Source organism: Nocardia sp. NBC_00403, from assembly GCF_036046055.1.
Classification (GTDB): Bacteria; Actinomycetota; Actinomycetes; order Mycobacteriales; family Mycobacteriaceae; genus Nocardia.
Map to the genome: position 1 here is coordinate 4,564,886 of NZ_CP107939.1, position 25,153 is coordinate 4,590,038.

General features: G+C 66.5%; 28 protein-coding genes. 12 read left to right on the forward strand and 16 right to left on the reverse strand.

The features are described 5' to 3' along the window. Positions 1–31: 31 nt before the first annotated feature. Entirely contained in the window at positions 32–1,774 is a 1,743-nt protein-coding gene (locus tag OHQ90_RS20215) for a CoA transferase (protein ID WP_328399716.1), read from the forward strand. Continuing rightward, positions 1,771–3,408, forward strand: coding sequence for a class I adenylate-forming enzyme family protein (locus OHQ90_RS20220; protein WP_328399718.1), 1,638 nt, complete (start codon positions 1,771–1,773; stop codon positions 3,406–3,408). The genes OHQ90_RS20215 and OHQ90_RS20220 overlap by 4 nt, the downstream gene beginning before the upstream one ends. Positions 3,409–3,482: 74 nt before the next feature. Here OHQ90_RS20220 and OHQ90_RS20225 read toward each other — a convergent pair whose 3' ends face one another. The 6 genes from OHQ90_RS20225 to OHQ90_RS20250 all read right to left on the reverse strand — a co-directional run bounded on the left by OHQ90_RS20225 (position 3,483) and on the right by OHQ90_RS20250 (position 8,838). Further along, entirely contained in the window at positions 3,483–4,280 is a 798-nt protein-coding gene (locus tag OHQ90_RS20225) for a metal ABC transporter solute-binding protein, Zn/Mn family (protein WP_328399720.1), read from the reverse strand. Next, positions 4,259–5,101 (reverse strand): metal ABC transporter permease, encoded by an 843-nt coding sequence (locus OHQ90_RS20230; protein ID WP_328399722.1) that lies wholly within the window; start codon positions 5,099–5,101, stop codon positions 4,259–4,261. Before OHQ90_RS20230 ends, OHQ90_RS20225 begins: the two co-directional genes overlap by 22 nt. Next, positions 5,098–5,733, reverse strand: a complete 636-nt coding sequence (locus OHQ90_RS20235) for an ABC transporter ATP-binding protein (RefSeq protein WP_328399724.1) — start codon at positions 5,731–5,733, stop codon at positions 5,098–5,100. The genes OHQ90_RS20230 and OHQ90_RS20235 overlap by 4 nt, the downstream gene beginning before the upstream one ends. After that, positions 5,733–6,389 (reverse strand): sigma-70 family RNA polymerase sigma factor, encoded by a 657-nt coding sequence (locus OHQ90_RS20240; protein WP_442941144.1) that lies wholly within the window; start codon positions 6,387–6,389, stop codon positions 5,733–5,735. The genes OHQ90_RS20235 and OHQ90_RS20240 overlap by 1 nt, the downstream gene beginning before the upstream one ends. 356 nt (positions 6,390–6,745) lie before the next feature. Continuing rightward, positions 6,746–7,333, reverse strand: a complete 588-nt coding sequence (locus OHQ90_RS20245) for a hypothetical protein (RefSeq protein ID WP_328399726.1) — start codon at positions 7,331–7,333, stop codon at positions 6,746–6,748. A 149-nt stretch (positions 7,334–7,482) separates the two neighbouring features. Beyond that, on the reverse strand, positions 7,483–8,838 hold the full coding sequence (locus tag OHQ90_RS20250; RefSeq protein WP_328399728.1) for a carotenoid oxygenase family protein: 1,356 nt from the start codon (positions 8,836–8,838) through the stop codon (positions 7,483–7,485). Positions 8,839–8,963: 125 nt separating this feature from the next. Between OHQ90_RS20250 and OHQ90_RS20255 the strand changes: the two genes are divergently transcribed. Together OHQ90_RS20255 and OHQ90_RS20260 are read left to right on the forward strand one after the other, a co-directional pair. After that, positions 8,964–9,521 carry a TetR/AcrR family transcriptional regulator gene (locus tag OHQ90_RS20255; protein WP_328399730.1) on the forward strand — a complete coding sequence of 186 codons (558 nt, stop codon included), beginning with the start codon at positions 8,964–8,966 and terminating at the stop codon, positions 9,519–9,521. A gap of 227 nt (positions 9,522–9,748) precedes the next feature. Further along, positions 9,749–10,132, forward strand: a complete 384-nt coding sequence (locus tag OHQ90_RS20260) for a hypothetical protein (protein WP_328399732.1) — start codon at positions 9,749–9,751, stop codon at positions 10,130–10,132. Positions 10,133–10,256: 124 nt separating this feature from the next. Here OHQ90_RS20260 and OHQ90_RS20265 read toward each other — a convergent pair whose 3' ends face one another. Continuing rightward, the gene (locus OHQ90_RS20265; protein WP_328399734.1) at positions 10,257–11,066 is read right to left on the reverse strand and encodes a hypothetical protein; all 810 of its coding nucleotides are present in this window, start codon (positions 11,064–11,066) and stop codon (positions 10,257–10,259) included. A 241-nt stretch (positions 11,067–11,307) separates the two neighbouring features. On the opposite strand from OHQ90_RS20265, the gene OHQ90_RS20270 reads away from it, so the two are divergent. Continuing rightward, positions 11,308–11,463: a hypothetical protein gene (locus OHQ90_RS20270; protein ID WP_328399736.1), complete on the forward strand. Its 156-nt coding sequence runs from the start codon at positions 11,308–11,310 to the stop codon at positions 11,461–11,463. Here OHQ90_RS20270 and OHQ90_RS39460 read toward each other — a convergent pair. Both OHQ90_RS39460 and OHQ90_RS20280 read right to left on the reverse strand, forming a co-directional pair. After that, complete coding sequence (locus OHQ90_RS39460; RefSeq protein ID WP_442941145.1) at positions 11,447–11,647, reverse strand: LGFP repeat-containing protein; 201 nt, start codon at positions 11,645–11,647, stop codon at positions 11,447–11,449. The genes OHQ90_RS20270 and OHQ90_RS39460 overlap by 17 nt on opposite strands. 146 nt (positions 11,648–11,793) lie before the next feature. Beyond that, the gene (locus OHQ90_RS20280) at positions 11,794–13,839 is read right to left on the reverse strand and encodes a M3 family metallopeptidase (protein WP_328399739.1); all 2,046 of its coding nucleotides are present in this window, start codon (positions 13,837–13,839) and stop codon (positions 11,794–11,796) included. A gap of 123 nt (positions 13,840–13,962) precedes the next feature. On the opposite strand from OHQ90_RS20280, the gene OHQ90_RS20285 reads away from it, so the two are divergent. After that, positions 13,963–15,195: an acyl-CoA dehydrogenase family protein gene (locus OHQ90_RS20285; protein ID WP_328399741.1), complete on the forward strand. Its 1,233-nt coding sequence runs from the start codon at positions 13,963–13,965 to the stop codon at positions 15,193–15,195. After that, entirely contained in the window at positions 15,192–16,247 is a 1,056-nt protein-coding gene (locus tag OHQ90_RS20290) for a phosphotransferase family protein (protein ID WP_328399743.1), read from the forward strand. The genes OHQ90_RS20285 and OHQ90_RS20290 overlap by 4 nt, the downstream gene beginning before the upstream one ends. Here the strand turns inward: OHQ90_RS20290 and OHQ90_RS20295 are convergent. Next, positions 16,208–17,413, reverse strand: a complete 1,206-nt coding sequence (locus OHQ90_RS20295; RefSeq protein ID WP_328399745.1) for an MFS transporter — start codon at positions 17,411–17,413, stop codon at positions 16,208–16,210. The two genes, OHQ90_RS20290 and OHQ90_RS20295, sit on opposite strands and share 40 nt — an antisense overlap. Before the next feature lie 74 nt (positions 17,414–17,487). Between OHQ90_RS20295 and OHQ90_RS20300 the strand changes: the two genes are divergently transcribed. Both OHQ90_RS20300 and OHQ90_RS20305 read left to right on the forward strand, forming a co-directional pair. Beyond that, positions 17,488–18,246, forward strand: a complete 759-nt coding sequence (locus tag OHQ90_RS20300; RefSeq protein WP_328399747.1) for a DeoR/GlpR family DNA-binding transcription regulator — start codon at positions 17,488–17,490, stop codon at positions 18,244–18,246. Positions 18,247–18,485: 239 nt separating this feature from the next. Beyond that, positions 18,486–19,502 (forward strand): NADP-dependent oxidoreductase, encoded by a 1,017-nt coding sequence (locus OHQ90_RS20305; protein WP_328399749.1) that lies wholly within the window; start codon positions 18,486–18,488, stop codon positions 19,500–19,502. Between the two features lie 3 nt (positions 19,503–19,505). Here the strand turns inward: OHQ90_RS20305 and OHQ90_RS20310 are convergent, their stop codons facing one another. The 5 genes from OHQ90_RS20310 to OHQ90_RS20330 form a co-directional block, all read right to left on the reverse strand. After that, a complete protein-coding gene (locus OHQ90_RS20310) occupies positions 19,506–20,492 on the reverse strand; it encodes a zinc-binding dehydrogenase (protein WP_328399751.1) in 987 nt (328 codons plus the stop codon). A 2-nt stretch (positions 20,493–20,494) separates the two neighbouring features. Then, entirely contained in the window at positions 20,495–20,917 is a 423-nt protein-coding gene (locus tag OHQ90_RS20315) for an organic hydroperoxide resistance protein (protein ID WP_328399753.1), read from the reverse strand. Positions 20,918–20,948: 31 nt separating this feature from the next. Next, positions 20,949–21,383 (reverse strand): MarR family winged helix-turn-helix transcriptional regulator, encoded by a 435-nt coding sequence (locus OHQ90_RS20320; protein WP_328399755.1) that lies wholly within the window; start codon positions 21,381–21,383, stop codon positions 20,949–20,951. Between the two features lie 144 nt (positions 21,384–21,527). Further along, the gene (locus OHQ90_RS20325) at positions 21,528–21,722 is read right to left on the reverse strand and encodes a hypothetical protein (RefSeq protein WP_328399757.1); all 195 of its coding nucleotides are present in this window, start codon (positions 21,720–21,722) and stop codon (positions 21,528–21,530) included. Continuing rightward, positions 21,712–22,038, reverse strand: a complete 327-nt coding sequence (locus OHQ90_RS20330; RefSeq protein ID WP_328399759.1) for a hypothetical protein — start codon at positions 22,036–22,038, stop codon at positions 21,712–21,714. Before OHQ90_RS20330 ends, OHQ90_RS20325 begins: the two co-directional genes overlap by 11 nt. An 18-nt stretch (positions 22,039–22,056) precedes the next feature. Between OHQ90_RS20330 and OHQ90_RS20335 the strand changes: the two genes are divergently transcribed. After that, a complete protein-coding gene (locus tag OHQ90_RS20335) occupies positions 22,057–22,356 on the forward strand; it encodes a PucR family transcriptional regulator (RefSeq protein ID WP_328399761.1) in 300 nt (99 codons plus the stop codon). 2 nt (positions 22,357–22,358) lie between these two features. Here the strand turns inward: OHQ90_RS20335 and OHQ90_RS20340 are convergent, their stop codons facing one another. Further along, the gene (locus tag OHQ90_RS20340; protein ID WP_328399763.1) at positions 22,359–23,210 is read right to left on the reverse strand and encodes an SAM-dependent methyltransferase; all 852 of its coding nucleotides are present in this window, start codon (positions 23,208–23,210) and stop codon (positions 22,359–22,361) included. 420 nt (positions 23,211–23,630) lie between these two features. On the opposite strand from OHQ90_RS20340, the gene OHQ90_RS20345 reads away from it, so the two are divergent. Both OHQ90_RS20345 and OHQ90_RS20350 read left to right on the forward strand, forming a co-directional pair. Then, on the forward strand, positions 23,631–23,909 hold the full coding sequence (locus tag OHQ90_RS20345) for a hypothetical protein (protein ID WP_328412965.1): 279 nt from the start codon (positions 23,631–23,633) through the stop codon (positions 23,907–23,909). A 106-nt stretch (positions 23,910–24,015) separates the two neighbouring features. After that, positions 24,016–25,005: an IS481 family transposase gene (locus OHQ90_RS20350; protein WP_328399578.1), complete on the forward strand. Its 990-nt coding sequence runs from the start codon at positions 24,016–24,018 to the stop codon at positions 25,003–25,005. The last annotated feature ends 148 nt before the right edge of the window (positions 25,006–25,153 follow it).

Below are 25,153 nucleotides of genomic sequence, written 5' to 3' on the forward strand. Positions count from 1 at the left end.
TTCCCACCGGGCCCCACTTCCGCTGCGGGGTATGCGATTATCGACCGGGAGTCTGCCCGATTCGGTCGCGACGGCCTCCGAACATCTGCGGTTGCTCGGCGCCGAACCGGTTGAGGGGGAGAGTGCCGCACTGACCCTCACCGGCCCCGACGGTGCCACCGCTGCGGCCGAGGTGAGCTGGGGTGGCGCACACAGTCAGGTGTGGGACGAGGCGACCGCGCAGGCCGCCGCCGGATTGATGCACGTGCACGGCCGCCGGGACGGGTCACCGCGCGGCCTCGCTGTCGACTATGCCACCACCGCCACCGGAATCCTCGCTGTTCAGGGGCTGCTCGCCGCACTGGTCGGCCAGTCCCGCGGCACCGCGGCGACTACGGTGGGCGTCGCCGCCGACCGAACAGCCCTGCTGACCATCTCGCAATACTTGGCGGCCGCGTGCGCCGACGACGACGAGGCAACTCCGCTCGCACCGGGCGGCCCACCGTTCACCACCGCCGACGGCGTGTATTTCGAGGTCGAGGCACTGGATGTCGCAGTGTGGGCCGATTTCTGGCGCGCGATGGACGCGCCGCCGGATGCTTTGCGAAAAGGATGGCGGCCCTTCCAATTTCGCTATGCGACCGCCTGTGCCCCGATTCCCGAGGAACTCCATCGCACTACCTCGACACGGACCTGGGCGCAGGTGCGCGCGGCGGCCGACGAATCGGGCGCCGACGTGTGCCGTCTGCGCACGCTGACCGAGCGCGGCGAAGAGATGCGAGCCGACGGCGGGAATGCTCTTCCGTGGCAGTTCGCGCTGTCGGAGCCTGCTGAAAGTCGCAGGGCGGTGCGCGATTCTGCCGCCACCGTCGCCCGCCCGCTCGCGGGCCTCACCGTGCTCGAAGCGGGGCGGCGCGTGCAGGCGCCGCTGGCAGCGCATCTGCTCGGACTGCTGGGCGCCGACGTGGTGCGGATCGAGCCGCCGGGCGGCGATCCACTGCGTGGGATGCCGCCTACGTGCTCGGATGTCTCGGCCCGGTGGCTGGCGTTGAACCGTGGCAAGGATGCCGTGGAGATCGACATCAAATCGCCGGCCGATCGAAATCGCCTGCGCGAGTTGGCCACCGGGGCCGACGTGTTCCTGCACAACTGGGCGCCGGGCAAGGCCGAACAACTCGAGCTCGGCGCCGACGACTTGTCGGCCGCCAACCCCGGCTTGGTCTACGCCTACACCAGCGGTTGGGCCGGGCGACTGGCGCACGCGCCGATGGGCACCGATTTCATGGTTCAGGCCCGCACTGGAGTCGGTGCAGCGGCACGACCGGCTGATGAGCCGCCGATGCCGTCGCTGATGACGCTGCTGGATGTGCTCGGCGGCATGCTGGGCACCGAAGCGATTCTGGCGGGCCTACTGACCAGGGAACGGACCGGTCGCGGTGTCCGCGTCGAATCGTCGCTGCTGGCCGCCGCCGACTTGCTCACAGCGCCCGCGGTGGCCCGCGCCGAGTCCGGGCTGCCGCCGCGCCGCCCCGCCGGGTTCCGTCGCCCACTGGCGACCGCGGACGGCTGGCTCGCACCGTCCGACGAGCATGCCGTCGCGGCCGCCGTCCACGCCGACCGCCTGTCCGGGCTGCGCACCGGTGAGGCCGTTGCCTGGTTGCGCGACAACGACCTCCACGCCACCGCCGTCACCACCGATCTCGCCGCGCTGCCGGGTGATCCTCGATTCGCTGCCGCTCTCACCACGGACATGCATGGGGCCGTGGCTGTTTCGTCACCCTGGAGTTTCCGATGACTGTGCTACTACACGATCTGGTCCCGACCCGGTTACGCCGTTCCTGGGCCGCCGACGGCGCGTGCCCTGACCTCGACCTGTACTCACTATTTCGGGCGCACCGCTGCCTGGACCCGCACCGCACCGCGCTCCTCGACGCCGCAGGGAAGGTCTGCTATACCCGGCTCGACACACTGGTCCGACGGCTCGCGGCCGGGCTCGCCGCCGAAGGTGTCCAACCTGGAGACGTTGTCGGAGTTCAACTCCCGAACTGTCGCGAAGCCGTCATCGCCGACCTGGCCCTCGCCGCGCTCGGTGCGGTTGCGCTGCCTTTCCCCGCCGGCCGTGGGCTTCGCGAGGCCGAATCGCTGCTGCGCCGCGCCGACGCCGTCGCGGTCATCGCGGCGACGGAATTCCGCGATCACACCCACGCCGCCGAGCTGTCCGAACTGCTCGATCGGCTGCCCATGCTGCGGTTCGTCGCCGCGGTAGGAAAAACGGAGATCCCGGACCGATGTCTCTCCTTCGCCGAACTGATGAAAGCAGACGGTGAGACGTTCGTCCCTGCGCGCCCGGATCCCGACACCGCCGCGCGCATCCTGGTCTCCTCCGGCTCGGAAGCCGAACCGAAAATGGTTGCCTACTCGCACAACGCGCTAGCCGGCGGGCGCGGGAACTTCATGAGTTCGCTGCTGGCCGACGGCGAGCCGCCCCGCAGCCTGTTTCTTGTCCCGTTGGCAACGGCGTTCGGCAGCAACGGCACCGCGGTTACGCTGGCACGCCACGGCGGCACACTGATTCTGCTGGACCATTTCACGCCGCAAGGTGCACTCGACGCGATCACTCGACACCATCCGACCCATGTCCTGGGTGTCCCGACGATGGTCCGCATGATGCTCGACCAGGGCGCGGCCACGGCGGACACGTCCTCGATGACGGCATTGGTGCTCGGCGGTTCACAGCTGGACAGGGCCACCGCCGAGGAAGCCAAGCGCGGCTTCGGATGCTCGGTGGTCAACCTCTACGGTTCGGCCGACGGCGTGAACTGCCACACCGACCTCGGCGAAACCGACACGGCTACTACGGGTCCCGGGGTTCTGGTCGGTCGGCCCGACCCCCGCGTCGCCGAGATTCGGATCGCGCGCGTCGACACCGGCGAGATCGCTCCACTCGGCGAGACCGGCGAGATCGTGGCCCGCGGCCCGATGACGCCGCTGTGCTACGTCGGCAGCCCCGAACTGGACGCGCGCTACCGCACTGCCGACGGCTGGGTCCGCACCGGCGATCTCGGCGTCCTCGACCCCGAAGGCCGGCTGCATGTTGTCGGCCGACTCAAGGAGGTCGTCATCCGAGGCGGCGCCAACATCAGTCCGGCCGAAGTGGAACAGCTGCTCGCTACCCACCCCGACGTGCGCGACGTGGTGTGTGTCGGTGTGCCGCACCAGGTATTGGGGGAGCGGTTGGCCGCCTGCGTGGTGCCACGGCCGGGGTGCGCGCCCGACCTCGACGCCCTCTGCGCCCACCTGCGTGCGCAGGGTATGGAGCGCGGAAAACATCCGGAAGCGCTGCTGTTGCTCGACACCCTGCCGTTGACTCCGGCGGGAAAGCCGGACCGGACCGCACTGCGTTCACGAGTCGCCGCACCGATGGGCTGACGCGCGGCATTCGAAACCTGCAGCGGGGCAGGCACTTCGGTGCCTGCCCCGCATTCGGTTTTGTCAACGGTAGTTCAGGAGCCGGACATCGCCTTCTTCAGCGCGACTTCCGCATTGCGGTACACGCCCAGCAGGTCGTAGTCCTGGCCGGGGAAGTTGACGATCGAGATCTGCTTTGCTCCGGAATCCGGCAGCGCGGTCCCACTGGACATGTGCGCGTTGTCGAGCACGAAGTCTGGCTTCTTCGCGGCGAGCCCGGCGAGTTGACCGGGAGTCACTGCCTCCGGCCCGTAGGTGCCCACCACTTGTGCCCCGGCCAACTGAGCCGCCCAGGTCGAAAAGACCTGCGCGACAACGGTCGGCTGCTTGCCACCCGGCCACGTCGCCCGAACCTCCTTGCCGAGCCTGTCGTATTCGGCGATGAAGGCCGAGGTCCAGGACTCGGCCGCCGATGCGGTGCCGAACTCCTTGCCGAGCGTCTGCACCTGAGCGGTTACCTTGTCCGCGGAGTTGTCGAGATTCACCTCGATCAGCTTCGCACGCGAGCCCGCAGCCTCCCTGATCTTCGCCGCGAACGGCTCGAACGGCGCGTACAGCACGAAGTCGGCCTCGGCCACGGCGGTCAGGTCGGACGGTTTGGGGTCGTAGTCGGGTGCGTGGTGTACGGAGGTGGGCACGATGACCTGCACGTCGTCGATACCTGCGGCCTTGGCGAATCCGGCCTCCCACGCGGTGGTCGCCACCACGGTCGGATGGTGTTCGGCGTCGTGTTTGTCGTCGGTACCGGAACAGCCGCTCAACAGCACACCTACGCTGAGCGCGAGGGCGGCGGCCGATACGCGGCCATTGGTCAGTGCACGGAAGCGTGCCATGAGGTGTTTCTCCGTTCGGGAATGAGATGAGTCGCAAGAGCGGCTGCCCCCGCGGCGAGGACCAGAACCGGTCCGGGCGGCAGGTCGAGAGCCAGCGCCACCAGGAAACCGATCAGGTTGACAGTGATGCCGATGCCGATGGCCCAGCAGATGATCGCGGTGAGCGAATGCCCCAGGCGGCGCGCGGCCAGTGCCGGGAGCAGGGTGAGCGCATCGACCAGCAGCGCTCCGGTGAGCCGAATTCCGCCGGCCACCGCGACCGCAACCAGCACCAGTAACACGAGGGTGAGCCGCCGCACCGGCACACCGGAGACCAGCGCGAGCTCCCGATCGTGCAGCAGCAGTGCCAGATCGCGACGCCGCCACCAGAACAGCGCTGGCACAACCACGGCCAGCGCCGCGAGCACCAGCACGTCCTGCACCCGCACTGCGAGAATGGAACCCCACAGCAGCGAGAACGCCGCCGACGCATTCACCCCGGCAATGGAGAGCACCAGCAGCGCCGCCGCGATTGCCAGACTCATCAGCAAACCCATTGCCCCGGACAGGCTTTCCGGCGTGCGGGCCAACGGGCTGATCCCCGCCCCTGCCACCGCACAGGCGACAAGCCCGCACAGCGCCGGATCCAGGCCGGTCAGCATGCCGATCGCGGCGCCGAGCAGCGCGACATGCATCATCGCGAACCGCACCGGAATGATGTCGAGCCCGACGATCACCACTCCGATCACCGGTAATCCGACCGACCCGACCAGCAACGCAACCCCAGCGCGCTGCACCGACGCCATCCCGAGGAGGTCGGCCAGCTGAGCGGGTCCGTTCACGACAGCTCCCGCAATCGGCCCGCGGCCATTTCGAGCACTCGGTCGCACCGCCGCGCCAATGCCCTGTCGTGGGTGACGACCACGAGTGTCACCGGAAGTTCGGCAAGGACGTCCGCGGCTTCCTCTTGCCCGGCGAAATCCAGTGCGGCCGTTGGTTCGTCGGCGAGCACGACACCTGCGCCCGTCGCCACACAACCGACCGCGCGAGACAGGTGCATGCGTTGCAATTGTCCGCCCGAGAGCGTGTCGAGGGGACGGTCTATGAGGGCACCGACCCCGAGGCGGTCCGCCATGGCTTCGGCCGCACCGCGGCTGCCCGAGCTGGCCAGCAATTCACCTGCCAGCAAAGGGAAACGGCCGGTGGCAGGCCGTTGTGGGATCCACGCGCAGGCCCGCCGCCGCCACGTCTGCTCGGCGGCGCTGTGCCCACCGCGCCCACCGACCATGACCTCGCCCCGAACCACCGCGTGCAGTCCGAGCACCGCGCGCAACAACGTCGTCTTGCCCGAACCGTTGGTGCCCGTCAAGGCAACCCGCTGCCCGGCAGGGACATCGAGATCGATATCGCTGACGACTTCGACACGGCCGTGGCGGCAGGACACACCCTTCAATCGCAGGTCCAACCCGCCCATCACACCACCTCCGTCAGTATCTCCGCGCCCGGCGCGCGCCGCGATTGCGCCCGCGGCAGTAGTCGGACCTGCGCGCCGATCGGTTCCGCGATGTCGCCTTCGGGGCACGCAGCGGGCTCGTCCACCGCCAGCCACAGGGTGATCAGGGTTTCTCGAGCCCGCGCGACTCTGGAGCGGATCGTGCCCACCGGGCACCCCACCGTCTGTGCCGCCTCTGCGTAGGACAGGCCGAGCACCTGGGTGAGGACGAAAGCCTCGCGCCGCTGCTCGGGCAGGCCGCGCAGCAGATCGGCGATCACCATTTCCTCCGGAAAATCGGGTATTTCGTGATCGCGGCGCTGATCGAGGGCCAATTGCCAGTCGTCGAGTTGCGCGTTCTTCGGCCGGGCCGCCGCGCTGCGGAATCGGTCGACGACCACCCGCCTTGCGATGGACAACAGCCAGGTTCTCGCGGTGGACCGGCCCGCGAACCTGGGCAGACTGCCGATGGCGCGCAGGAAGGTTTCCTGAGTGAGGTCGTCTGCGGACTGGATATCGGTGAGGTGTGCGACGAATCGCCACACGTCACGTTGGGTCGAGCGGATGAATTCCTCCAAGGCGCGACGGTCACCGTTGCCGGCCGCCAGCGCCAGCGCCGTCAGTTGTTCGTCGGACATGACCGGCTCCCATTTCGGTATCTCCGACCGGCGGCGAGGAACAAGGAACTACCGCTACGTCGCAGCGGTGAGGGCATCGAATGCATTTCACAGAATCTCGGTTCGGCGACGCCACACGATGCGGCGTCGAAAAGACCGGCCGCACACTATGCCTCGGCGCACCAACGGGTGCACGGGCGAAGGACGGCCGCTGACCGGGAAGGCGCGCCATAGCCACCGCCCGGGTCGGGCGAGGAGGATACGGCGGCTGCGTCCGCCACTCGTGTCCGCGGGACCGATAGTGTGCCGACCGGATTGTCGGCCGCTGGACCCCACGTCACTGCGCCGGAAACATTCCGGCTGCTCGGGACGAACTCTCAGACCAAGACCATCCCGACGGGCGGCCCGCGCCGGGCCATCACATAACGCAACAGGGCACTGCGCGGCGGCGCACCCCGGTCGACGGCGATCGGAACGCCGGACCCCGCCTCCGCCACGGCCGTATGGACGAGCATCAGCAGCAGCGGCGCGAGCATCCGCGCGTACAGCGCGGCCAACAGCGCGAACAATGCTCTCTCGCCCAACCACAACCACACCGCACAGACCAGCGCGGCGACGCCGTGCGCGGCCATCATGATCAGCGAATCAGTCTGTGCACCGCCAAGTTCGGATGTGACCGCGTGCGATGCGCCGTGACCGCCCGATACCCCGGGAACCCCGAACCACAGATGTAGTGCCACCTGCATCACCAGCAGCCCACCGCCGATGGCGACAATCCCGCGCTGCCGATCGGCCGCCGCCCACGCCACCGAACCGGTAGCAGCGAACGCGAGAATCAGCGCGGAAGCCGACACGCCATGCCCCGACACCTCGGCGTGCCCGGCCGCCGACAGCAGCACGCTGATCGCCGCGAACATCGCGGCACGCGTCGCCCGCGTAATCGGGGATGCGGGCGAATGATTCATAGCACCGCCCATATTCCCATCCCCCCGGCGGCTCAGCGCCGGGAGGGCCGCGATCGGCTCACCAGATGGCGTGTGACGGCGGTGGGCCCGAGCCCATCACCCGGATGAATGGTTGATCGGCGGTGCGTTCGGCGTCGTCGGGTGGCATGTCACAAGTCGGGAATCCAGTTGCCGTGGAGTCCCAGCGGGACTCGGGTGGGCAGGTGGATGCGGGCGACCGGATCACCGGTGAAGTCTTGCGCGGCAAGGATGACGAGGTCGGAAGCACCGCGTTCGGGGTCGTGGACGTAGGCCATGGTGTAGCCGTCGTCTTCTGCACTCGAGTCGGCGGCGGGAACGAAGACGGTCTCGCCGACGGCGCTGTCGCGACCGAATTCGTGTGCTTCGGTGGTGCCGTCGCGTAGATCATGTTTGAGCAGCGCGTTGCTGAATCCCGCGTCCGGACGGTCGGCATCGATCGTGCTCGGAGTGGCGTAGAGCTCGGTGACCGCGGAATACCCGTACCGATACGGGCGTCCGGCGAAGCGGCCGTTCATGCGCGGGAAGTCTTGTGGGCGGTCGTGCAGAAGGTCTTGGCGCACTTTCCCGATCGACAGGTCGACGGTCCAGCGTTCCAGCACCGGACGGCTACCACCGATATCGGTCAGCTCGTACTCGTTCGGATGCACGATCACGTCGACGACGATCGACCCGTCGTCTTCGAAGGCGTTGAGGGTGTGACCGACACTGCCAGGTGCCAGTTCGAGCCAGCGAACAGCACCGCCGGAGCGGCGCAGCACGCCGATCCGGGACCCGAGTGCCGGGTTCCAGGCGAAGGGCACGCCGGTGGCGATTCTGTCCATCGTGAAGACCAAGGGTGACTCGTAGATCAGCACGTAGTTTTCGGTGAGCGCGAAGTCGTGCATATACGGCATGGACGGGGTCGAAATGTTGGTCACCTGCTGGACCTCGCCGGTTCGGCCGATCTCGATGTGCTGCACGAAGTCCGCGCCGTAACGGAACGTCAGTGCGTGCAGTAGCCCGGTGCTCGGCTCGTATTTGCTGTGGGCGTTGGCGGCGAAGCCTTCCGGAGTGGCGCCCAGGTCGGAGGGGCCGACGGTGTCGAGCTCGTAGGTGAGTTCATACGGGCGGATGCCGCCCTCGAGGAGGGCATAGGTGCGACCGCCGTGGCCGGCGACCTGGACGTTGGGTGCGAAATCCAGCTGATCGTCCACGGGTACGCCGCGGCGCGGCTCGCCGAGCCGGTCGGCTACCGAAGTCGAACGCACCCAACGGTTTCGATACCACTCGGCGCGGCCATCACGCAGCCGCACCCCGTGGACCATGCCTTCGCCCAGCGTCCAAATGTGGGCCGAAGCATCTTCGAGGCCGAGCGGATTCGGGCCGATACGGAGGTACCGGCCGTTCAGTTCCGGTGGTATTCGACCGGTCACCGGCAGATCGTGGACCGTGATCTCTTCGGTCACGGGCGCGAAATTGCCTCGGACATAACGGTTGTCGGTCATGGGACCCCTTCGGTCGGTCGGATCGGTACGGCCTCGACAGTACATCTGTTCTATACATTTGTATAGAACAGATGTTTGTGACGTTTGTATGAAACACTCGTCATAGGGGCGGCTAGGATTGCGGGATGGGACACCGCGAGGATCTGCTGGACGGCGCCAAGCGCTGCCTCATCGAGCGTGGCTACGCTCGCACAACGGCCCGCGATATCGTGGCGGCCTCCGGTGCCAACCTTGCTTCGATCGGCTACCACTTCGGTTCGAAGGAAGCCCTGCTCAACATTGCGATGCTGGCGATGTCCGGCGATGCGATGGAGGAGATTCGGCAGCTCGTACCGGCCGATGCCCTACCCGCTCAACGGATTCGTCTCATCTGGGACGCGCTGATCGAATCCTTCGCCGACAATCGCGCAATGTGGACCGCGAACCTGGAGCTGGCTGTGCAGGCCATCCGTTCCGACGACCTGCGTGCTCAGTTGTCCGATGGCCAGGAGTCGGCCCGCGAGATGCTCGGCGGCTTTGTGTCACATGCCGGTGCTGACGCTCGCGAAGCTGGTTCGGTGGAACTCGCCTTGATCACCGGGGTGATGGTCCAGCATCTCGTCGATCCGTCGCGTGCGCCCGACGCGGAACAAGTGCTACGCGGACTACGCGCCATTGCGACCGCCGGTGACGAGAAAGCGTGAACGCCGGGAGGTGGCACCCGAGCTCGGAAACGAATGGATGCAAGCTCTTGTTCGGTCTGCTCGACGTCAGTGAATCTACTATCTGACTACGTGATTATTCGCCGTTGTTTCCATATACTTCTGCGGTGCTGCAACTTCTCGGGATTGTCATCTACTATCTATCTCAGTAGATAGGTTGCTGTTGGACCGGCGACCAGCGCACATCGGAGCAGAAAGGCAAAGAGGCCATGAAGCGAGGTGGGTCGAGGGAGAAGACGGTCGCCTTGATCGTCGGAGCTTTCGCTGCGGGAACGGTGGTTGCGTCCGGTGGTGCGGCAGCGGACCCCGGGGCGCGCGCGGACCACTCGAGCAGCGGTCGCAATGCCGATGGCGGCGGTAACTCGGTCGGCAGGCACAAGATCGACCCCTACGGTTACAGCCACGTCGACGCCAACCCGCTGCGGCAGAACGAGCATCAGCAGAATCTCCGCGAGTACCACCAACGGCAGAATCGGCAACAGCCGACCGAGAACATCACCGGTTCGAATGCGGGGTCCCAGAGTTGGACGCCGATGGCGCGGCCTGACGGCAGCGGCTGGACCGTGTGCCCGCCCATGGCGAGCTGGTGCTGACCGGCTTGGTGCTTACCCGGAACCTGATCTGACCGCAACCGGCACGAACACCATTGCAGGACTGCGGTGTTCGTGCCGGTCACGATCTGGTCCGCCACTCGTAGAGTCGAGTGGCGGCAATGCGTCAGGCCAGGTCTGCCTGCTGTGGGCCGGGGGCTGGTTGCGGGTCTACGGCGCCGATGACTGCGCCGACGCCCGCGCCGGCCACTGCGCCGACGGCCGCACCGATTGCGATGAAGGGCGCCGCTACCATTGCGTAGCCGATCGCGGCACCTATTACTGGTACGACCAAGAGGCCTGCCGGTGCGAACGGCAGCCCGGCGACGGCCCCCGCGACTGCACCGATGATCGCGCCGCTGAAGGCGATCGGACTGGCGATCATGGAGCCGGCGCTGGCTCCGACCGCAGTGCCGACCGCGGTGCTGCCGACAACGTGGCCCGCGATTCGATCAGAACGCGCAGGCTCGATTCCCGCCGAAGTGAGGCCCTGCGCCAAGGCGGCTTGCGTGCCCTTGGCCCCATCGTTGATCTGCTGACCTTGCTCGGAATTCAGCCACTCGGGTCGGTCGATCTCGACGTCGCCGATGCGGATGCGGTTGTTCAATGCCTCGGCCGGTGCCACCGGCTGAGCGGGAGCGATGCCATCCGGCGCAGGTGGCACCGCCGGATCGATGGTATCGGCAACGGGTGTCGCGACGAGTGCGTTCGTGCCGGGGGCAGCGAACGATCCCTCGGCGAACGCGAGGGGATCACCGATTATCGCCTGTCCGTACGGCGTCTGCACGATCGCCGCATCGGCGGGCGATTGCTGATCGGCGCTGGCGGGAGCGCCGCCGATCACGGCGAGGGACAGGGGAAGTGCGCCGACGACAAAGAACGAAGCCGCGCGGGCAGCGAACGGACGGACCGGAGTCCGGTGATGATGTAAGCCCATGAATCTCCTCATTCTGGCTAGCGATTGGTTTCTATCGCATTCGTAGCCAGGGGTTGTCCGGATCTGTATCGAAGGAACGGGAGATATTTGTGCCCGGTCTACCTGCCCCGATCGGCGACGAGGCCGCCTATCCACCCGTGCCCAGCGGGGAGCATGGCCTCGACCAGCCCGCGGGCGCGGGTGTCCGGTCCGGTCGCACCGAAGGCGTGCGCGGTGGCCTGAACGCCCCTCCATCACGGGCATGATCTGGTTCGCCGGCGTCGCAGGCTCGGTGGCGGAAACCATCTCGGCGAATCCGCTTGCCAGCAGCCCGAATCGGTCCCGTACCCACGAGGTCCGGATCGTGACCAAGGGCGCGACCGACCGAACAGGTGAGAAGGTCAGGGGTGCCAGGTGATTCGGCCACCTTGGAAGTCCTGGGCTTTGCCGCCTTCGTAGTCGTATTCGTCGCTGGTGGGATAGCCGTAGCGGCCGCCTTTGGTCAGCGACGTTGTGATGCGGTTCGATCTTCGGCAACCGCCTGTGGCATGACCGGTGTCCTCTGCAGGGTACCGAGGTGGGACATTCCCATATCGGCGCACGAGGGGAACCGTTAGCCGAGCTCAGTTTCGTGGTTCGTGGGTAGCCGACGCCGAGGTCGTTATCGCGCCTGGTGGCGGATGACCGCTGAGTAGACCGCCGGCATGTCGCATCGAGCGCCTAGCGGGTGCGGCGGCACGAGGCCCTCTCAATCGGCCAGTCCCCGTCGAACCAGGAGTGGCTCGATCTCCGGTGCGCGGCCCCGGAAGGACACGAATGCCTCGAGCGGGTCGACCGACCCACCGCGGGAGAGCAGTTCGCGACGGAACGCCTCGCCTTTGTCGCGGGTCGAGGCGGCACCGTCGTTGAACCACTCGACGGTGTCCGCGTCGAGCACTTCGCTCCAGATGTAGGAGTAGTAGCCCGCCGCGTAACCGCCCGAGAAGATATGTGCGAAGTAGCCTGTCCGGTATCGCGGTGGGATCGTCTCCATTGCGAGGCCCGCTTTGCGGAGCGCCTCCTCCTCGAAGGTTTCGGCCTCCACGCCCGCCAGCGCATCGGGTCCGGGCGCGCGGTGCCATGTCCAGTCCAGCAGTGCCGCGCCGAGATACTCGACGGTGCGGAAACCTTCGCCGAATCGTTCTGCCGCCGCCATGCGTTCGACGAGTTCGGTGGGCATCGGTTCGCCGGTGTCGATGTGCTTGGTGTAGTTGGCCAGTATTTCCGGGCGAGCCATCCACATTTCGTTCACTTGTGACGGGAACTCCACGAAGTCGCGCGGTACTTCGGTGCCGGAGAAGAACGGATAGTGCACGTCGGAGAACAGTCCGTGCAGTGCGTGGCCGAACTCGTGGAAGAGGGTCCTGACGTTGTCCCAGGTGAGCAGCGCGGGCTCGCCCGCGGGTGGTTTCACGATGTTGAGGTTGTTGACCACCACCGGCTGTGTTCCCAGGAGCCGAGATTGGCTGACGAGTGCGTTCATCCAGGCTCCGCCGCGCTTGGACGGCCGGGCGAAGAAGTCGCCGAGGAACAGGCCGAGTGCGCTGCCGTCCGCGTCGAATACCTCGAAGACCCGGACCTCCGGGCGGTAGCCGATCAAATCCGTGCGTTCGCGCAGGGTGATCCCATAGACCTGCTCGGCGGCGAAGAACACACCGTCGCGCAACACCCGATCGAGCTCGAAGTAGGGGCGCAGCGCCTCGGCGTCCACCGAGAACCGTTCGGCCCGAACCTTTTCCGACCAGAACTGCCAGTCCCACGAGCGCAGCTCGGGTTCGGCACCCCAGGCCAGCATCGCGGTCACCAACTCGCCCGCCTCCCGCTCCGCGTTGACCACTGCGGGCGGAACCAACCGGCCCAACATCTCCTCGACCGCCTCGGGGGTCTTCGCGGTCTGGTCCTCGACCGCGTACGCCGCGTGGTCGGAGTAGCCGAGTAATGCCGCGCGCTCGGCCCGCAGGGCGGCGATCCGGACGGCGACGCGGCCGTTGCGGCCGTCCTCGCCTACACCGCGACCCAGCGAGGCCGCCATCACCCGCTGCCGCACGTTTCGGTCGGCCAGTTCGGCGAGCACGGATTGGTTGGAGAAGTTCTGCAGGCTCAACGCCCACGCCCCCTCGCGTCCGAGTGAACGAGCGTTCTCGGCCGCGGCGGCCACCGCCACGGGCCCGAGCCCAGTCAATTCTTCCGCGGTCTCGACGACCAGCGTCGCTGCATTGGTGGCGGCCAAGTTGTTCTGCCCGAATTCGGTTGCCGCCGCAGCAAGTTCGGCGTTGAGCTCACGCAAACGGACCTGTCCCGCGGCATCCAGTCGGGCGCCCGCCCGGACGAACCGGATGTGGTACTGCTCGAGCAGCCGCAGTTCCTCGGAGTCAAGGTCGAGCTCGTCGCGCCGTCGATACAGCGATTCGATCCGGGCGAAGAGCGCGGGGTCGAAATAGATGGCGTCGCGGTGCGCGGCCAGCTTCGGAGAGATTTCGGCCTCGATCGCGTCGGTGCCCGCACTGGAGTCCGAGCTTGCGATATTGAAGAAGACGTTGGCCACCCTGGTGAGCAATTCCCCCGAACGCTCCAGCGCGACCACGGTATCGGCGAACGTGGGTTCCGCATCGAGGGACGTGATGGCGGCGATCTCGGCCAGCTGCTCCACCATGCCGCACTCGAACGCAGGCAGGTAGTGCTCCTCGCCGATCTCGGCGAACGGGGGCAACTGGTAGGGAAGCGTGCTGCGCTCGAAGAACGGATTGCTCGTCATAGTGGAAACCTTATGCCGGGACAGCGTGGGCTCGTCAGGGGTTCACCTCCCCGCACCGCCCGCGGCCGGCCGGGCCGCGTGCGGGCTATTGAACAGCGGTCAGTAAGTGCATAGTGTCGGATCATGGACTTCGCAGCATCGCCGCGCGCGGCCGAGTATCACGGCAAGGTTGCCGACTTCATCGCCCAGGAGATCGAGCCGGTCGAAGAGCAGTATCTGCGGACGTTGCGGGAGTTGGACAACCCGTGGGTGGTCCTTCCTGTTATCGAGGAGCTGAAGACCAAGGCGCGTGAACAGGGTCTCTGGAACTTTTTCCTGCCCAAGGCGTACTCCGAGGCGACCGGACAGGGCGCGGGGCTCAGCAATGTGGAGTACGCGCCGCTGGCCGAGTTGATGGGACGCCATCTCATCGCCCCGGAAGTGTTCAACTGCAATGCGCCCGACACCGGCAACGCCGAGGTGCTGGTGCACTACGGTAGCGAGGCTCAGCAGCGTGAGTGGCTGGATCCGCTGCTGGCGGGGGAGATCCGGTCCGCGTTCTGTATGACCGAGCCGGAGGTAGCCTCCTCCGACGCCACCAACATGGCTGCCACCGTGGTCCCGGACGGCGGCGACATCATCATCAACGGCCATAAATGGTTCTCCACCGGCATCGGCCATCCGAACTGCAAGTTCGTGATCTTCATGGGCCTGACCGACCCCGAGGCGCACCGGCATGCCAGGCACTCCATGGTGATCGTGCCGGTCGGCACACCGGGCATGAAAATCGAGCGGATGCTCGAGGTGTTCGGCTACCACGACGAGCCCTACGGGCACGGCGAGGTCAGTTTCGATAATGTGCGCGTGCCGCGTGAGAACGTGATCGCCGGTCTCGGAAAGGGTTTCGAGATCGCGCAGGGCCGCCTCGGCCCCGGGCGCATCCACCACTGCATGCGTACCATCGGGCTCGCCGAACGCGCACTGGAGATCGGCATCCGGCGCGCTATGGAGCGCACTGCGTTCGGCAAGCCCCTGGTCAACCTCGGCGGAAATCGGGAACGGATAGCCCACGCGCGGATCGCGATCAATCAGGCGCGACTGCAGGTCCTGCACACCGCCTGGCTGCTGGACACCGAGGGCGCTTTCGGTGCGCTTTCGGAGCTTTCGCAGATCAAGGCGTCGGTGCCGAGCATGGCCTACGAGGTGATCGACATGGCGATCCAATTGCACGGTGCCGGCGGCCTGACCAACGACTTCCCACTGGCCGGAGCACTCGCGGGCGCACGGTCGCTGCGGCTGGCGGATGGGCCGGACGAGGTGCACCTCGGCGTCGTCTCGCGGATCGAGCTCGCGAAGTACAAGACGCTCGACCGATGAAAGAGGAGCTCATCGACACCGCGGGCGCGGTCCGCGACGAGGACGCCTTCGATGTCGCGGCCGTGCACGACTGGCTCTCGACGCAAGTGAATGGGTTGGTCGGAACTCCGATCGTGCGCCAATTCCCCGGTGGCGCATCGAATTTGACCTACCAACTGTCCTACCCGGACCGGGAGCTGATCCTGCGCAGGCCGCCGGGTGGGCATCGCGCGGCATCGGCGCACGATATGCACCGCGAGTTCCGCGTGCAGAGCGGTCTGAAGCCGGTATTCCCGTATGTACCGACGATGGTGGCGTTCTGTGCCGACGAGTCGGTGATCGGCTCGGACTTCTATGTGATGGAAAAGCTCGAGGGCCTCATCCTGCGCCGCGACATCCCCGCCGAACTCGAACTCGGCCCCGCTGGGTTGCGCGGCTTGTGTATCGACATGATCGACAAACTGATCGAGCTGCACCAGGTGGACATCGAGGCGGTCGGGCTGACCGACCTCGGTAAGGGCTCCGGGTATGTGAGCAGGCAGATCGAGGGCTGGTCGGATCGTTACCGCAAGGCGCGCACCGAGAACGTGCCCGACTTCGAAGAGGTCATGGCTTGGTTGTCGGCCAATCAGCCCGACGATGTAGGAACCTGCCTGATCCACAACGACTATCGGTTCGACAACATCGTCTTCGATGACGATCTGGATGTGCTCGGCATCCTGGATTGGGAAATGGCCACCCTCGGCGACCCGCTGATGGAGCTGGGCGCCACGCTGACCTACTGGGTGCAAGCCGATGACGACGACTTCATCCAGCAACTCCGACGCCAGCCGACCCATGTGCCCGGCATGCTGACCCGAGCCGAGATCATCGACTACTACTCGCGCACAACCGGTCTGCCGGTGGACAATTGGACCTTCTACGAGGTGTACGGCATCTTCCGGCTTGCGGGCATCATCCAACAGCTGTACCGGCGCTTCCACGACGGCGGCACCCACAACCCGGTGTTCAAGGACTACTGGATGTTCGTCAGTTACTTGGAGTGGCGCTGCAAAGAGGCCATGGGTGCATGAGTTCGAGGCGCACCCACCGTGGGCTCGGCCTGCAGGATTCCGGCCGAGGCGGCGGCAATCAGGCAGAACGCCACCGGTAGGAAGAAAGCAAGTCCGAGCGGCACGAAGTGCGTCAGAGGACCGATGACGGCGGGCCCTGCCAGCACACCGAGGTAGCCGAGGCCGGCTACCCGGGCGACATTGGAGCCGGCAGCATCTCGGTCGGCATGGCCTGCCGCGCTGAAGAGTTGGGGAATGCAGCCGGACAGTCCGGCGCCGAACACTGTCCATCCGGCCAAGGTCAGCGCAATCCACGGCGACAGTGCCACTGCGGCGAGGCCGAGCGCGGCCACGGATGCGCCGGCCCGCAGGACGGCCGTCGGCCCGAAGCGCGCGGCGACTCGGTCGGCGAGCATCCTGCCGACGGTCATGGCGGTCGCGAACGCGCCGTAGGCGAGGGCGGCGGTGGCGGTGGGTGCCGCCAGGGCATCTCGGGCATGCAGCGCGCTCCAGTCGTTGGCCACGCCTTCGCAAAGCATGAGCATGAGGGCGAGTGCAGCGAGCAGCCAGATGCGCCGAGGCGTGCTGCGCGGCATGTCCGATGCGAAAGCCTCAGGGGTGTGCCGGATTTCGGGTCGCAATAGCGCGGGAGCGGCTAGCGCGGCGACGATGACGCCGACCAGTGCCGCCGTCGCGAGGGTTGCCGCCGGGTGCCGATCCCAGCTGAGTGCGCGCGCGCCGATCAGCGCGGCGATGACGCCACCGAGTGAGTAGGTGGCATGGAATGCGGACATGACCGGACGTTGATAGCCGTGCTCGACCTGGACGGCGTGGGCGTTCATGGCGACATCGAGACAGCCGTTGCCGAACCCGAGTGCCAGCAGCGCCGCTCCCAAGATCCAGACATTCGTGGCCGACCCCGGCAGGACCAGGGTTGCACTGCACAGTGCCGCGCTGACCGGAACAACGACGCGGGCGCCGAAGCGGTCGGAGAGTGGGCCCGCGACCTGCATGCCGACGAAGGCGCCCGCGCCGAGCAGCAGTAGCAGCCAGCCGAGGACGGCATGCGTGATGCCGACTCGGTGCTCGATGGCGGGGATGTGGACGACCCACATGCCGATGATGAACCCGTTCAACGCGAAGTACGCGAAGGTGGCCATCCGCCCGGCCTGTAGCGATCTGTGCATGCATTCGAACATATCGCACATAATCTGTGTTCGTAATATTGACTTTCGAACATGAATTCTGTTCAATCGTGAGTGTGTCCAGCACTGATCGACTGCAACGGATCGCCGACGCCGTGCGCCGAGCGGGCCGGCTCGGGGTGGTGGAGTTGGCCGAACTTACCGGCGCGTCCGAAATGACCATCCGGCGTGACCTGGAGACTTTGGCAGGACAAGGTGTCCTGGAGCGATATCGCGGCGGGGCCCGAAGTCTATTGCTGCGCGGTGACGAGCCGCCTTTCGCGTTGCGCGCACACGAGGGCCTGGCGATAAAGCAGCGCATTGCCGCCGAAGTCGCCGAGCTGATCGCCGACGGTGAATCCGTCGTGATCGACAGCGGCACCACATGTCTCGAGGTGGCCCGGGTGCTCGACCACCGGCGGCTGACGGTACTGCCGCTGTCTCTGCATGCGGTGAATGCACTGACTGCGGCACCGATGTTGACCCTGCTGGTGCCCGGAGGCAAGCCGCGGCCGGGAGAACTGGCGATGACCGGCCCGCTGGCTCTCGCGTCGTTGGCGGCGTTGCGTTTCGACACCGCCGTTCTCGGCTGCTGCGGCCTGACCGCCGCCGACGGCCTGACCGCCTACGACCTCGACGATGCGGCCGTCAAGCGCGCCGCCATCGCTTCGTCGCGGCGCGTCATTGCCGTTGCCGAATCCACCAAACTCTCCCGAACCGCCCTCGCTTTCGTCGCCCCGGCCTCCGCCCTGCACGCCGTGGTCACCGATGAGTCGGCGGACGCCGCCGAGACCGCAGCGCTGACCGACGCGGGCGTCATTGTCCGAAGGGTGTGAGCGTCGCACCGTGTAATGCGGTACTACTCGCTGCTTGTCCACCCGCCCGACCTGAAACCGGGTGTGCCTGGACGGAGCGACTCCCGGCATGGTGTTGTGTCGGCCTTCGTTCGGCCTGCCCGAACCGCGGGTGGACGCTGCTCGGGCGGTTGCGATCAGGCGGCTGTCTCGCCTCCATACGGTCTGATGTGGGCGTTGAACAGACCCTGTCGAGGCTGCGTCCCACTAGGGTGAACGGCATGGTCGAATCGACGAGAATCGTGCTTGCGTCCCGTCCGGTGGGTGCACCGACCCCGGCGAACTTTCGTACCGAGACGGCGGAACTGCCCGCCCCGCGCGAGGGCGAGGTGCTGTTGCGGACGCTGTACTTGTCGCTTGATCCGTACATGCGTGGGCGGATGAGTGCGGCGAAGTCCTATGCGCCGCCGGTCGAGGTGGGCGGGGTGATGGTTGGCGGCACGGTCGCCGAGGTCATCGAGTCGCGCGATCCCGCGCTCGCGAAAGGTGATGTGGTGCTGGCCTATTCGGGCTGGGAGTCCCATGATGTCGCGCCGGCGGGCAGCGTACGCAAGCTGGATCCGGACGCAGTGCCGGTCTCGACGGCGCTCGGTGTGCTGGGGATGCCGGGATTCACGGCGTATTCGGGGTTGTTGAAGATCGGTCAGCCGAGGCCGGGGGAGACCGTGGTGGTCGCCGCCGCGAGCGGGCCGGTCGGGTCGGCGGTCGGTCAGATCGCCCGGATCAAGGGCGCGCGGGTGGTGGGGATAGCCGGTGGGCCGCAGAAGTGTGCGTACGTGCGCGACGAGCTCGGCTTCGATGCCGCCATCGACCACCGAGCGCCGGACTTCGTGGAGCAACTACAGGCGGCCGTGCCGGACGGCATCGATGTCTACTTCGAAAATGTCGGGGGTGCAGTGGCCGATGCGGTCTTTCCCCTGCTGAATACCTATGCGCGCGTACCGGTCTGCGGTCTCATCGCCAACTACAACGCGTCCGGCGTGCCGGAAGGGCCGGATCGACTGCCAGGCTTCTACGGCCGAATTCTGACCAAGAGCCTCACCGTTCGCGGGTTCATCCAGAGCGAGTTCGTGAAGGAGATGTTCAAAGATTTTCTTCGCGACATGTCCGGCTGGATCGCCGACGGTCGGGTCCGCTATCGCGAGGACCTGGTCGACGGCCTCGAGCATGCTCCTGAAGCGTTCATCGGCATGCTCGAGGGCCGCAACTTCGGCAAGGTCGTGGTGCGAGTCGGGTAGCGGCTACACCGGCGCGGGCGACAGTGCGATCTTCGCGCTCCGTCCAGGGGTTTCGCTGGCCGCCGCCGCATCGGCCGCGGCTTCCAACGGATACACGGCCTCGACGTCCAGGCGCAAAGCGCCGCCTGCCGCCATCCCGACCAATTCGCCGATCAGTCGGCGCATATCGTCCACGCTGGTGTTCTCGGCCCGCTTGGAACCCCAAAAGCCTTTGACCACAGCCTGTTTGAAGATCATCGCGCCCGGATTGATGATCAGCGGCTGTCCGGACAGCGCACCGAAGGAGATCAGCTCACCGTTCGGCGCGAGCAGCGACAACAGTGCATCGGCCGCGCGGCCGCCGACCTGGTCCACCGCGCGGACAATCGGTGCGCCCGACGTGGATTCGGCGGCACGCTCGGCCCAATCATCGGTTTCGGTGTCGACTATCGGATCGAAACCCAACCCCTGCAACGCCTGCACCGACGCGGGCCCGCGCACCAGATTCAGCACGTGGATGCCCCGTTGCCGCGCAAGCACATTCATCAGACGGCCGACCGCGCCGTTGGCGGCATTGACAGCAATCCAATCGCCGGGCGATACCTGCAGATCTTCCAGCAGCATCAACGCGCTGAGCGGCATCGCCAGCAGCTGTGCGGCGGTTTCGTCGGAGACGGTATCGGGCAGCGGGACCACCTGTGTGGCCCTGGCGACGAAGAACTCGGCCCATGCCGCGTGAATGCCGGAAACGCTGACGCGCTGACCGATTTCGAGACCGGTCACGCCTGGTCCGAGGGCGTCGATCCGGCCAACGGCTTCGGTGCCCGGTATCGCGGGCAGCGTCGGCTTGTAGCCGTACACCCCACGCACGATAGCAAGATCGTGATTATGAATCGGCGCGAGGATCAGCTCGAGCCGCACTTCGCCGGCGCCGGGTTCCGGCGTCGGCCGTTGTGCGGCGGTCAGTACATCTTTCGGTTCGCCGAACTGCTCGATGACTACGGCGCGCATGATCAGTCCTCCGCGACGACGACGGCAACGGCGATATTGCCCCGGGTCGCGTTGGAGTACGGGCACACCTGGTGGGCCTTGTCGGCCAGCGCCTGCGCCGCGTCGGTGGTCAGGTGTGGCAGCGAGATCTCGAGGGTGACCGCGAGCTCGAAGCCGCCCGCCTCGTTCGGGCCGATGCTTACCTTCGCGCCGACCGCGGAGTCGTCGACGTTCGCGTTGGTCTGCTTGGCAACAAGGCGCAGTGCCGAGTGGAAGCAGGCCGCATAGCCCGCCGCGAACAGCTGTTCGGGATTGGTGCCCTCGCCGTTGCCGCCCATTTCCTTGGGGATCGACAGATTCACATCGATCTTGCCGTCGGTGCTGCGGGCGTGCCCGTCGCGCCCGTCGCCGGTGGCGAGTGCCTCAGCGGTGTAGAGGGTCTTCATACCTGTTCTCCTTCGATCGGAATGGGACAGCTCAGAGATGCGAAAGCAGCGAATCGGTCATGCGCCGCAGGATTTCGCGCAGTGTCGCGAGTTCGTCCATGGACAGGCCCGCGGCCTCGGCCATGCCGGCCGGGATCGCGACGGCCTCGGCCCGCAACGCGCGGCCACGCGCGGTCAGCTGGACATCGACGCGACGTTCGTCGACGGCAGACCGCCGCCGTGCCACCACCCCTGCCGCCTCCAGCCGCTTGAGCAGCGGTGACAGGGTTCCGGAGTCGAGGGCGAGTGCATCGCAGAGATCGCCGACGCTGCGGTCGTCGCGCTCCCACAGTGCCAGCATCACCAGGTACTGCGGGTAGGTCAGGCCCAGGCGTTCGAGCCGTGGGCGGTAGACCGCGGTCATCGCCCGTGACGCCGCGTACAGCGGAAAGCAGATCTGCTCGTCGAGGGTGAGGTGCTCGGTCATGTCCATAACGGTAGTGGGCAATTAGGTTGTGCACAATCTATTAGGTGGTGCTTCGTGTCACAGTCACTACTCGTGGTCGGCAACTGCCGGGGGAGGCGGTCATCCCCTGCCGAACTCGTCGGCCCTCGACCCGAATCGAGGGTGTCAGCCGGTGACCTGTGCGATCCATTCGACGAGATCTGCTTCGACCTCGTCGCGGTTGAGCTCGTTGAGGATCTCGTGCCGGGCGTCGGGATAAATGCGGTAGGTGAGGTCGGTCAGCCCTGCGTCCCGATAGCGTTGCACCGCAAGGTCGCTCAGCTTCAGGCCGGCATTGAGTGCATCGCGATCACCGACCATGATGTAGACCGGCAGGTCCGAGGGAATGTTTGTGGGCCAGGCGTTGCACCGCGTTGACGGCCAGGCTCGCCATATCGGTATCGTCGATGGCGAAACCGCACCACGGATCGGCGATATACGCGTCGACCTGGGTCTCGTCGCGGCTGATCCAGTCGGCGTCGGTGCGGATCGGCTGGAACTCGGCGTTGAACATGCCGAGCAGATCGCCGCCCGCGGCCGCGATACCGGCAAACAAGCCGTCCACCGCGGTGGCTCCGGAAAGGGCTACGCCGTCGAGCAATTCGGCGTCGTCGAGCAGGTACTGCTGAGCGGCCATGGCGCCGAGCGGCGCGGATTGGTCCGGGTCCGGCTCGGCCCGCTGCTCGCACTGCCACGTGAGGAGCGCACCAGGCTGCTCGAAACACTCGAACACTGGTATGCCGCAGGCGGTTCGGTCGCCGAAGCCGGCCGCCGACTGTATGTGCACGCCAATACCGTTCGATATCGGATCCGCCGTGTCGAGGAGCTGACCGGGCGATCGCTCGGCGACCCGCAGGCCGTGCTCGATCTCGGGGCCGCGGTACAGGCGCTCCCCGTGCTCGGCGGTTCCGCCGCGCCGCCGCCGGTCGGTTCCGCAGGTGTGTACGGCACGTGATGTCAGGGCTTGCGGCCGATACCGGCCCAGTACCAGGCGGATTCAGGGTCGACAGGTGTCTGCGCCGGCCCCGTGGGTAGGTGGCCGGTCAGTTCCGGTCGCCAGGTGACGACCGGAACCACGCCCGGTTCGATGAGCTCTGTTCCGGCGAACAGTCCCTCGGTTTCCGCGCCGCTGCGCGGGTGGAAGGTGATGCCCGCTTGTTGCGCGGAGTGCACTACGCGGGCCATGGCGCGGGCATCGAAATCGGCGGTGGGGTGGGTGAGGACGAGGTAGCTGCCGGAGGGGGCGGCGTCGAGCAGGGCGCCGATCACTCCGTGCGGGTCGTCGGTGTCGCGGAAATACATCATGATCGCGACCAGCATGATCGCGACCGGGCGGTCGAAGTCGAGGGTCGCGGTGCGTGCGGGATCGGCGAGGATGGATGTCGGGTCGTGCAGGTCCGCGTGGATGAACGCGGTCTTACCCTCCTGTGTGCTCGACATCAGTGCCCTGGCGTGTGCGAGGACGATGGGGTCGTTGTCGACATAGACCACGCGTGCCGCGGGATCGAGTCGCTGCGCGACTTCGTGCGTATTGCCCGCGGTCGGGATGCCGGTGCCGATATCGAGGAACTGGTTGATGCCCGCCTCGCCGACGAGATAGCGCACGGCTCGGCCGAGAAAAGCCCGATTGGCACGGGCCATGCTGCAGATGGCGGGGATATGGGAGGCGATCGCGTCCCCGAGGGCTCGGTCGGCCGGATAGTTGTCCTTGCCGCCGAGCCAGTAATCGTAGACGCGCGCCTCGTGTGCGACGCTCGTGTCGATCTTGGTCGGCAATCCGGTAATGGTCTGATCCTGACTGTCCGGCATAGCGATTTCCCTCCACGGAGCCGCCATCGTGCAGCGACTCCCTCCCGCGAATTTTCCCGCTCAGGATATGCCTGGCGAACGCCTGGCATGGGCAATTGCGCTGGACGGACTCCGGATCCTGGTGTCGCCGCAAGGGCGGTAAAGTGGGCACGCTGTGCGGCGAGTCACAGTACAATCGGTGTGTCGCCCCAGCCAGGTGATCTTGATGAGGTTGAATTGATCAGGTCACGGAGTTTTCTTTCAGCAAACGAGCGGAAAGTGGGACACGACATGGCATCCGACTGCCGCGTCGACGGCCACAGATAGTGCCGCCGCGCCGGTGATCCGAGGCATTTCTCGGCGGCGCATCTCGTTTTCGGAGTACCTCCTCTTCCTTCTGCAGCATCACCCCGGCATGCGATAGGAGCCTGAAAAGTGAGCATGATTCTCGCTGCACTGCACGACACCGTTCTCGCAGAGGTCAGCAATCCGACACCGGAGGCGCCACCGATGTCGGAGAAGCTGTTGCAAATGGGTCGCTACTTCACCTGGATGATCCAACTGTCCGGCATCACCGCGATCACCTACGGCGGCGGCCGCTTCGCCTGGGAGAAGTGGAACGGCGGCAACCTGCAGTCGCCGAAGATGATCGCCAGCGCCATGGCGGGCGGTGCCGTCGCGACGAGTGCGGGCACGATCATGAATTCGGTGGTCGGCTAGCTGTACTGACCATGGACGTTGGTGACGGCGTGGCGAGCTGACATGGCGAAGACCTCCGAGTGAAGTGCGAGCTGTCTAGGAACGCATTCACCTGTCGGAGGTCTTCGTGTCTCACCGTAATGCCCCGCTCACGGAGTTGGGCCGGTTGCGTCTTGCTCGTTGTGTCGTCGATGAAGGTTGGCCGCTCCGCCGGGCGGCCGAACGGTTCCAGGTCTCGGCCACCACCGCGTCGAGGTGGGCGGGTCGCTATCGCCTGCAGGGCCCGGCGGGCATGGTCGATCGGTCCTCGCGACCACATCACAGCCCGCGCCGGACACCGACTCGCACCGAACGCCGCATCATCAAAGTTCGTGTGCTGCGCCGATGGGGACCGGCCCGCATCGCCTACCTACTGGGCTTGCATCCCTCGACGGTGCACCGGGTCCTGACCCGCTACCGGCTGGCACGGCTGCGCTGGCTCGACCGCGCCACCAGCCAACCGGTACGCCGCTATGAACACGATGCCCCGGGCGATCTGATCCACATCGACGTCAAGAAACTCGGCAAGATCCCCGACGGCGGTGGCTGGCGCAAGCTCGGCCGTTCCGCTGGCAACCGAAATTCCCAGGCGCACAAGCTAACCAGGGTCAACAATGTTCACGGCAACCCGATGCACGGCTACCACTACCTGCACACTGCCCTCGATGATCATTCCCGGCTGGCCTATACCGAACTCCTCGGTGACGAGCGCAAGGAAACCGCCGCCGCGTTCTGGGCACGCGCCAACGCCTGGTTCACCGCCAACGGCATCATCACCCGAAAGGTGTTGACCGACAACGGGTCCTGCTACCGATCCCGCACCTTCGCCGAGGCCCTAGGGCCGGTGGTCCACAAACGCACCCGTCCCTACCGGCCCCAAACCAACGGCAAGGTCGAACGCTTCCACCGCACCCTGGCCGACGAGTGGGCCTATGCGCGGCTCTACCGCAGCGATGTTGAACGATGCGCAGCCTTCACCACCTGGCTCCACACCTACAATCACCACCGCGGCCACACCGCACTCGCAGGCCACCCGCCCGCTAGCCGCGTTACTAACCTCTCAGGTCAGTACAGCTAGCCGAGTGGGACGCTGTCGACCACGCGCCGCGGCATTGCCGGCGCGTGGTCGAACCTTTTCGCGGTGCGACAGGTCGGCAACGGCAAGAGTGGACGCTTGTTCAAATAGTGGTCGGGGTTTGTCGACTCGGGCTGCGGGGTTGTCGAGT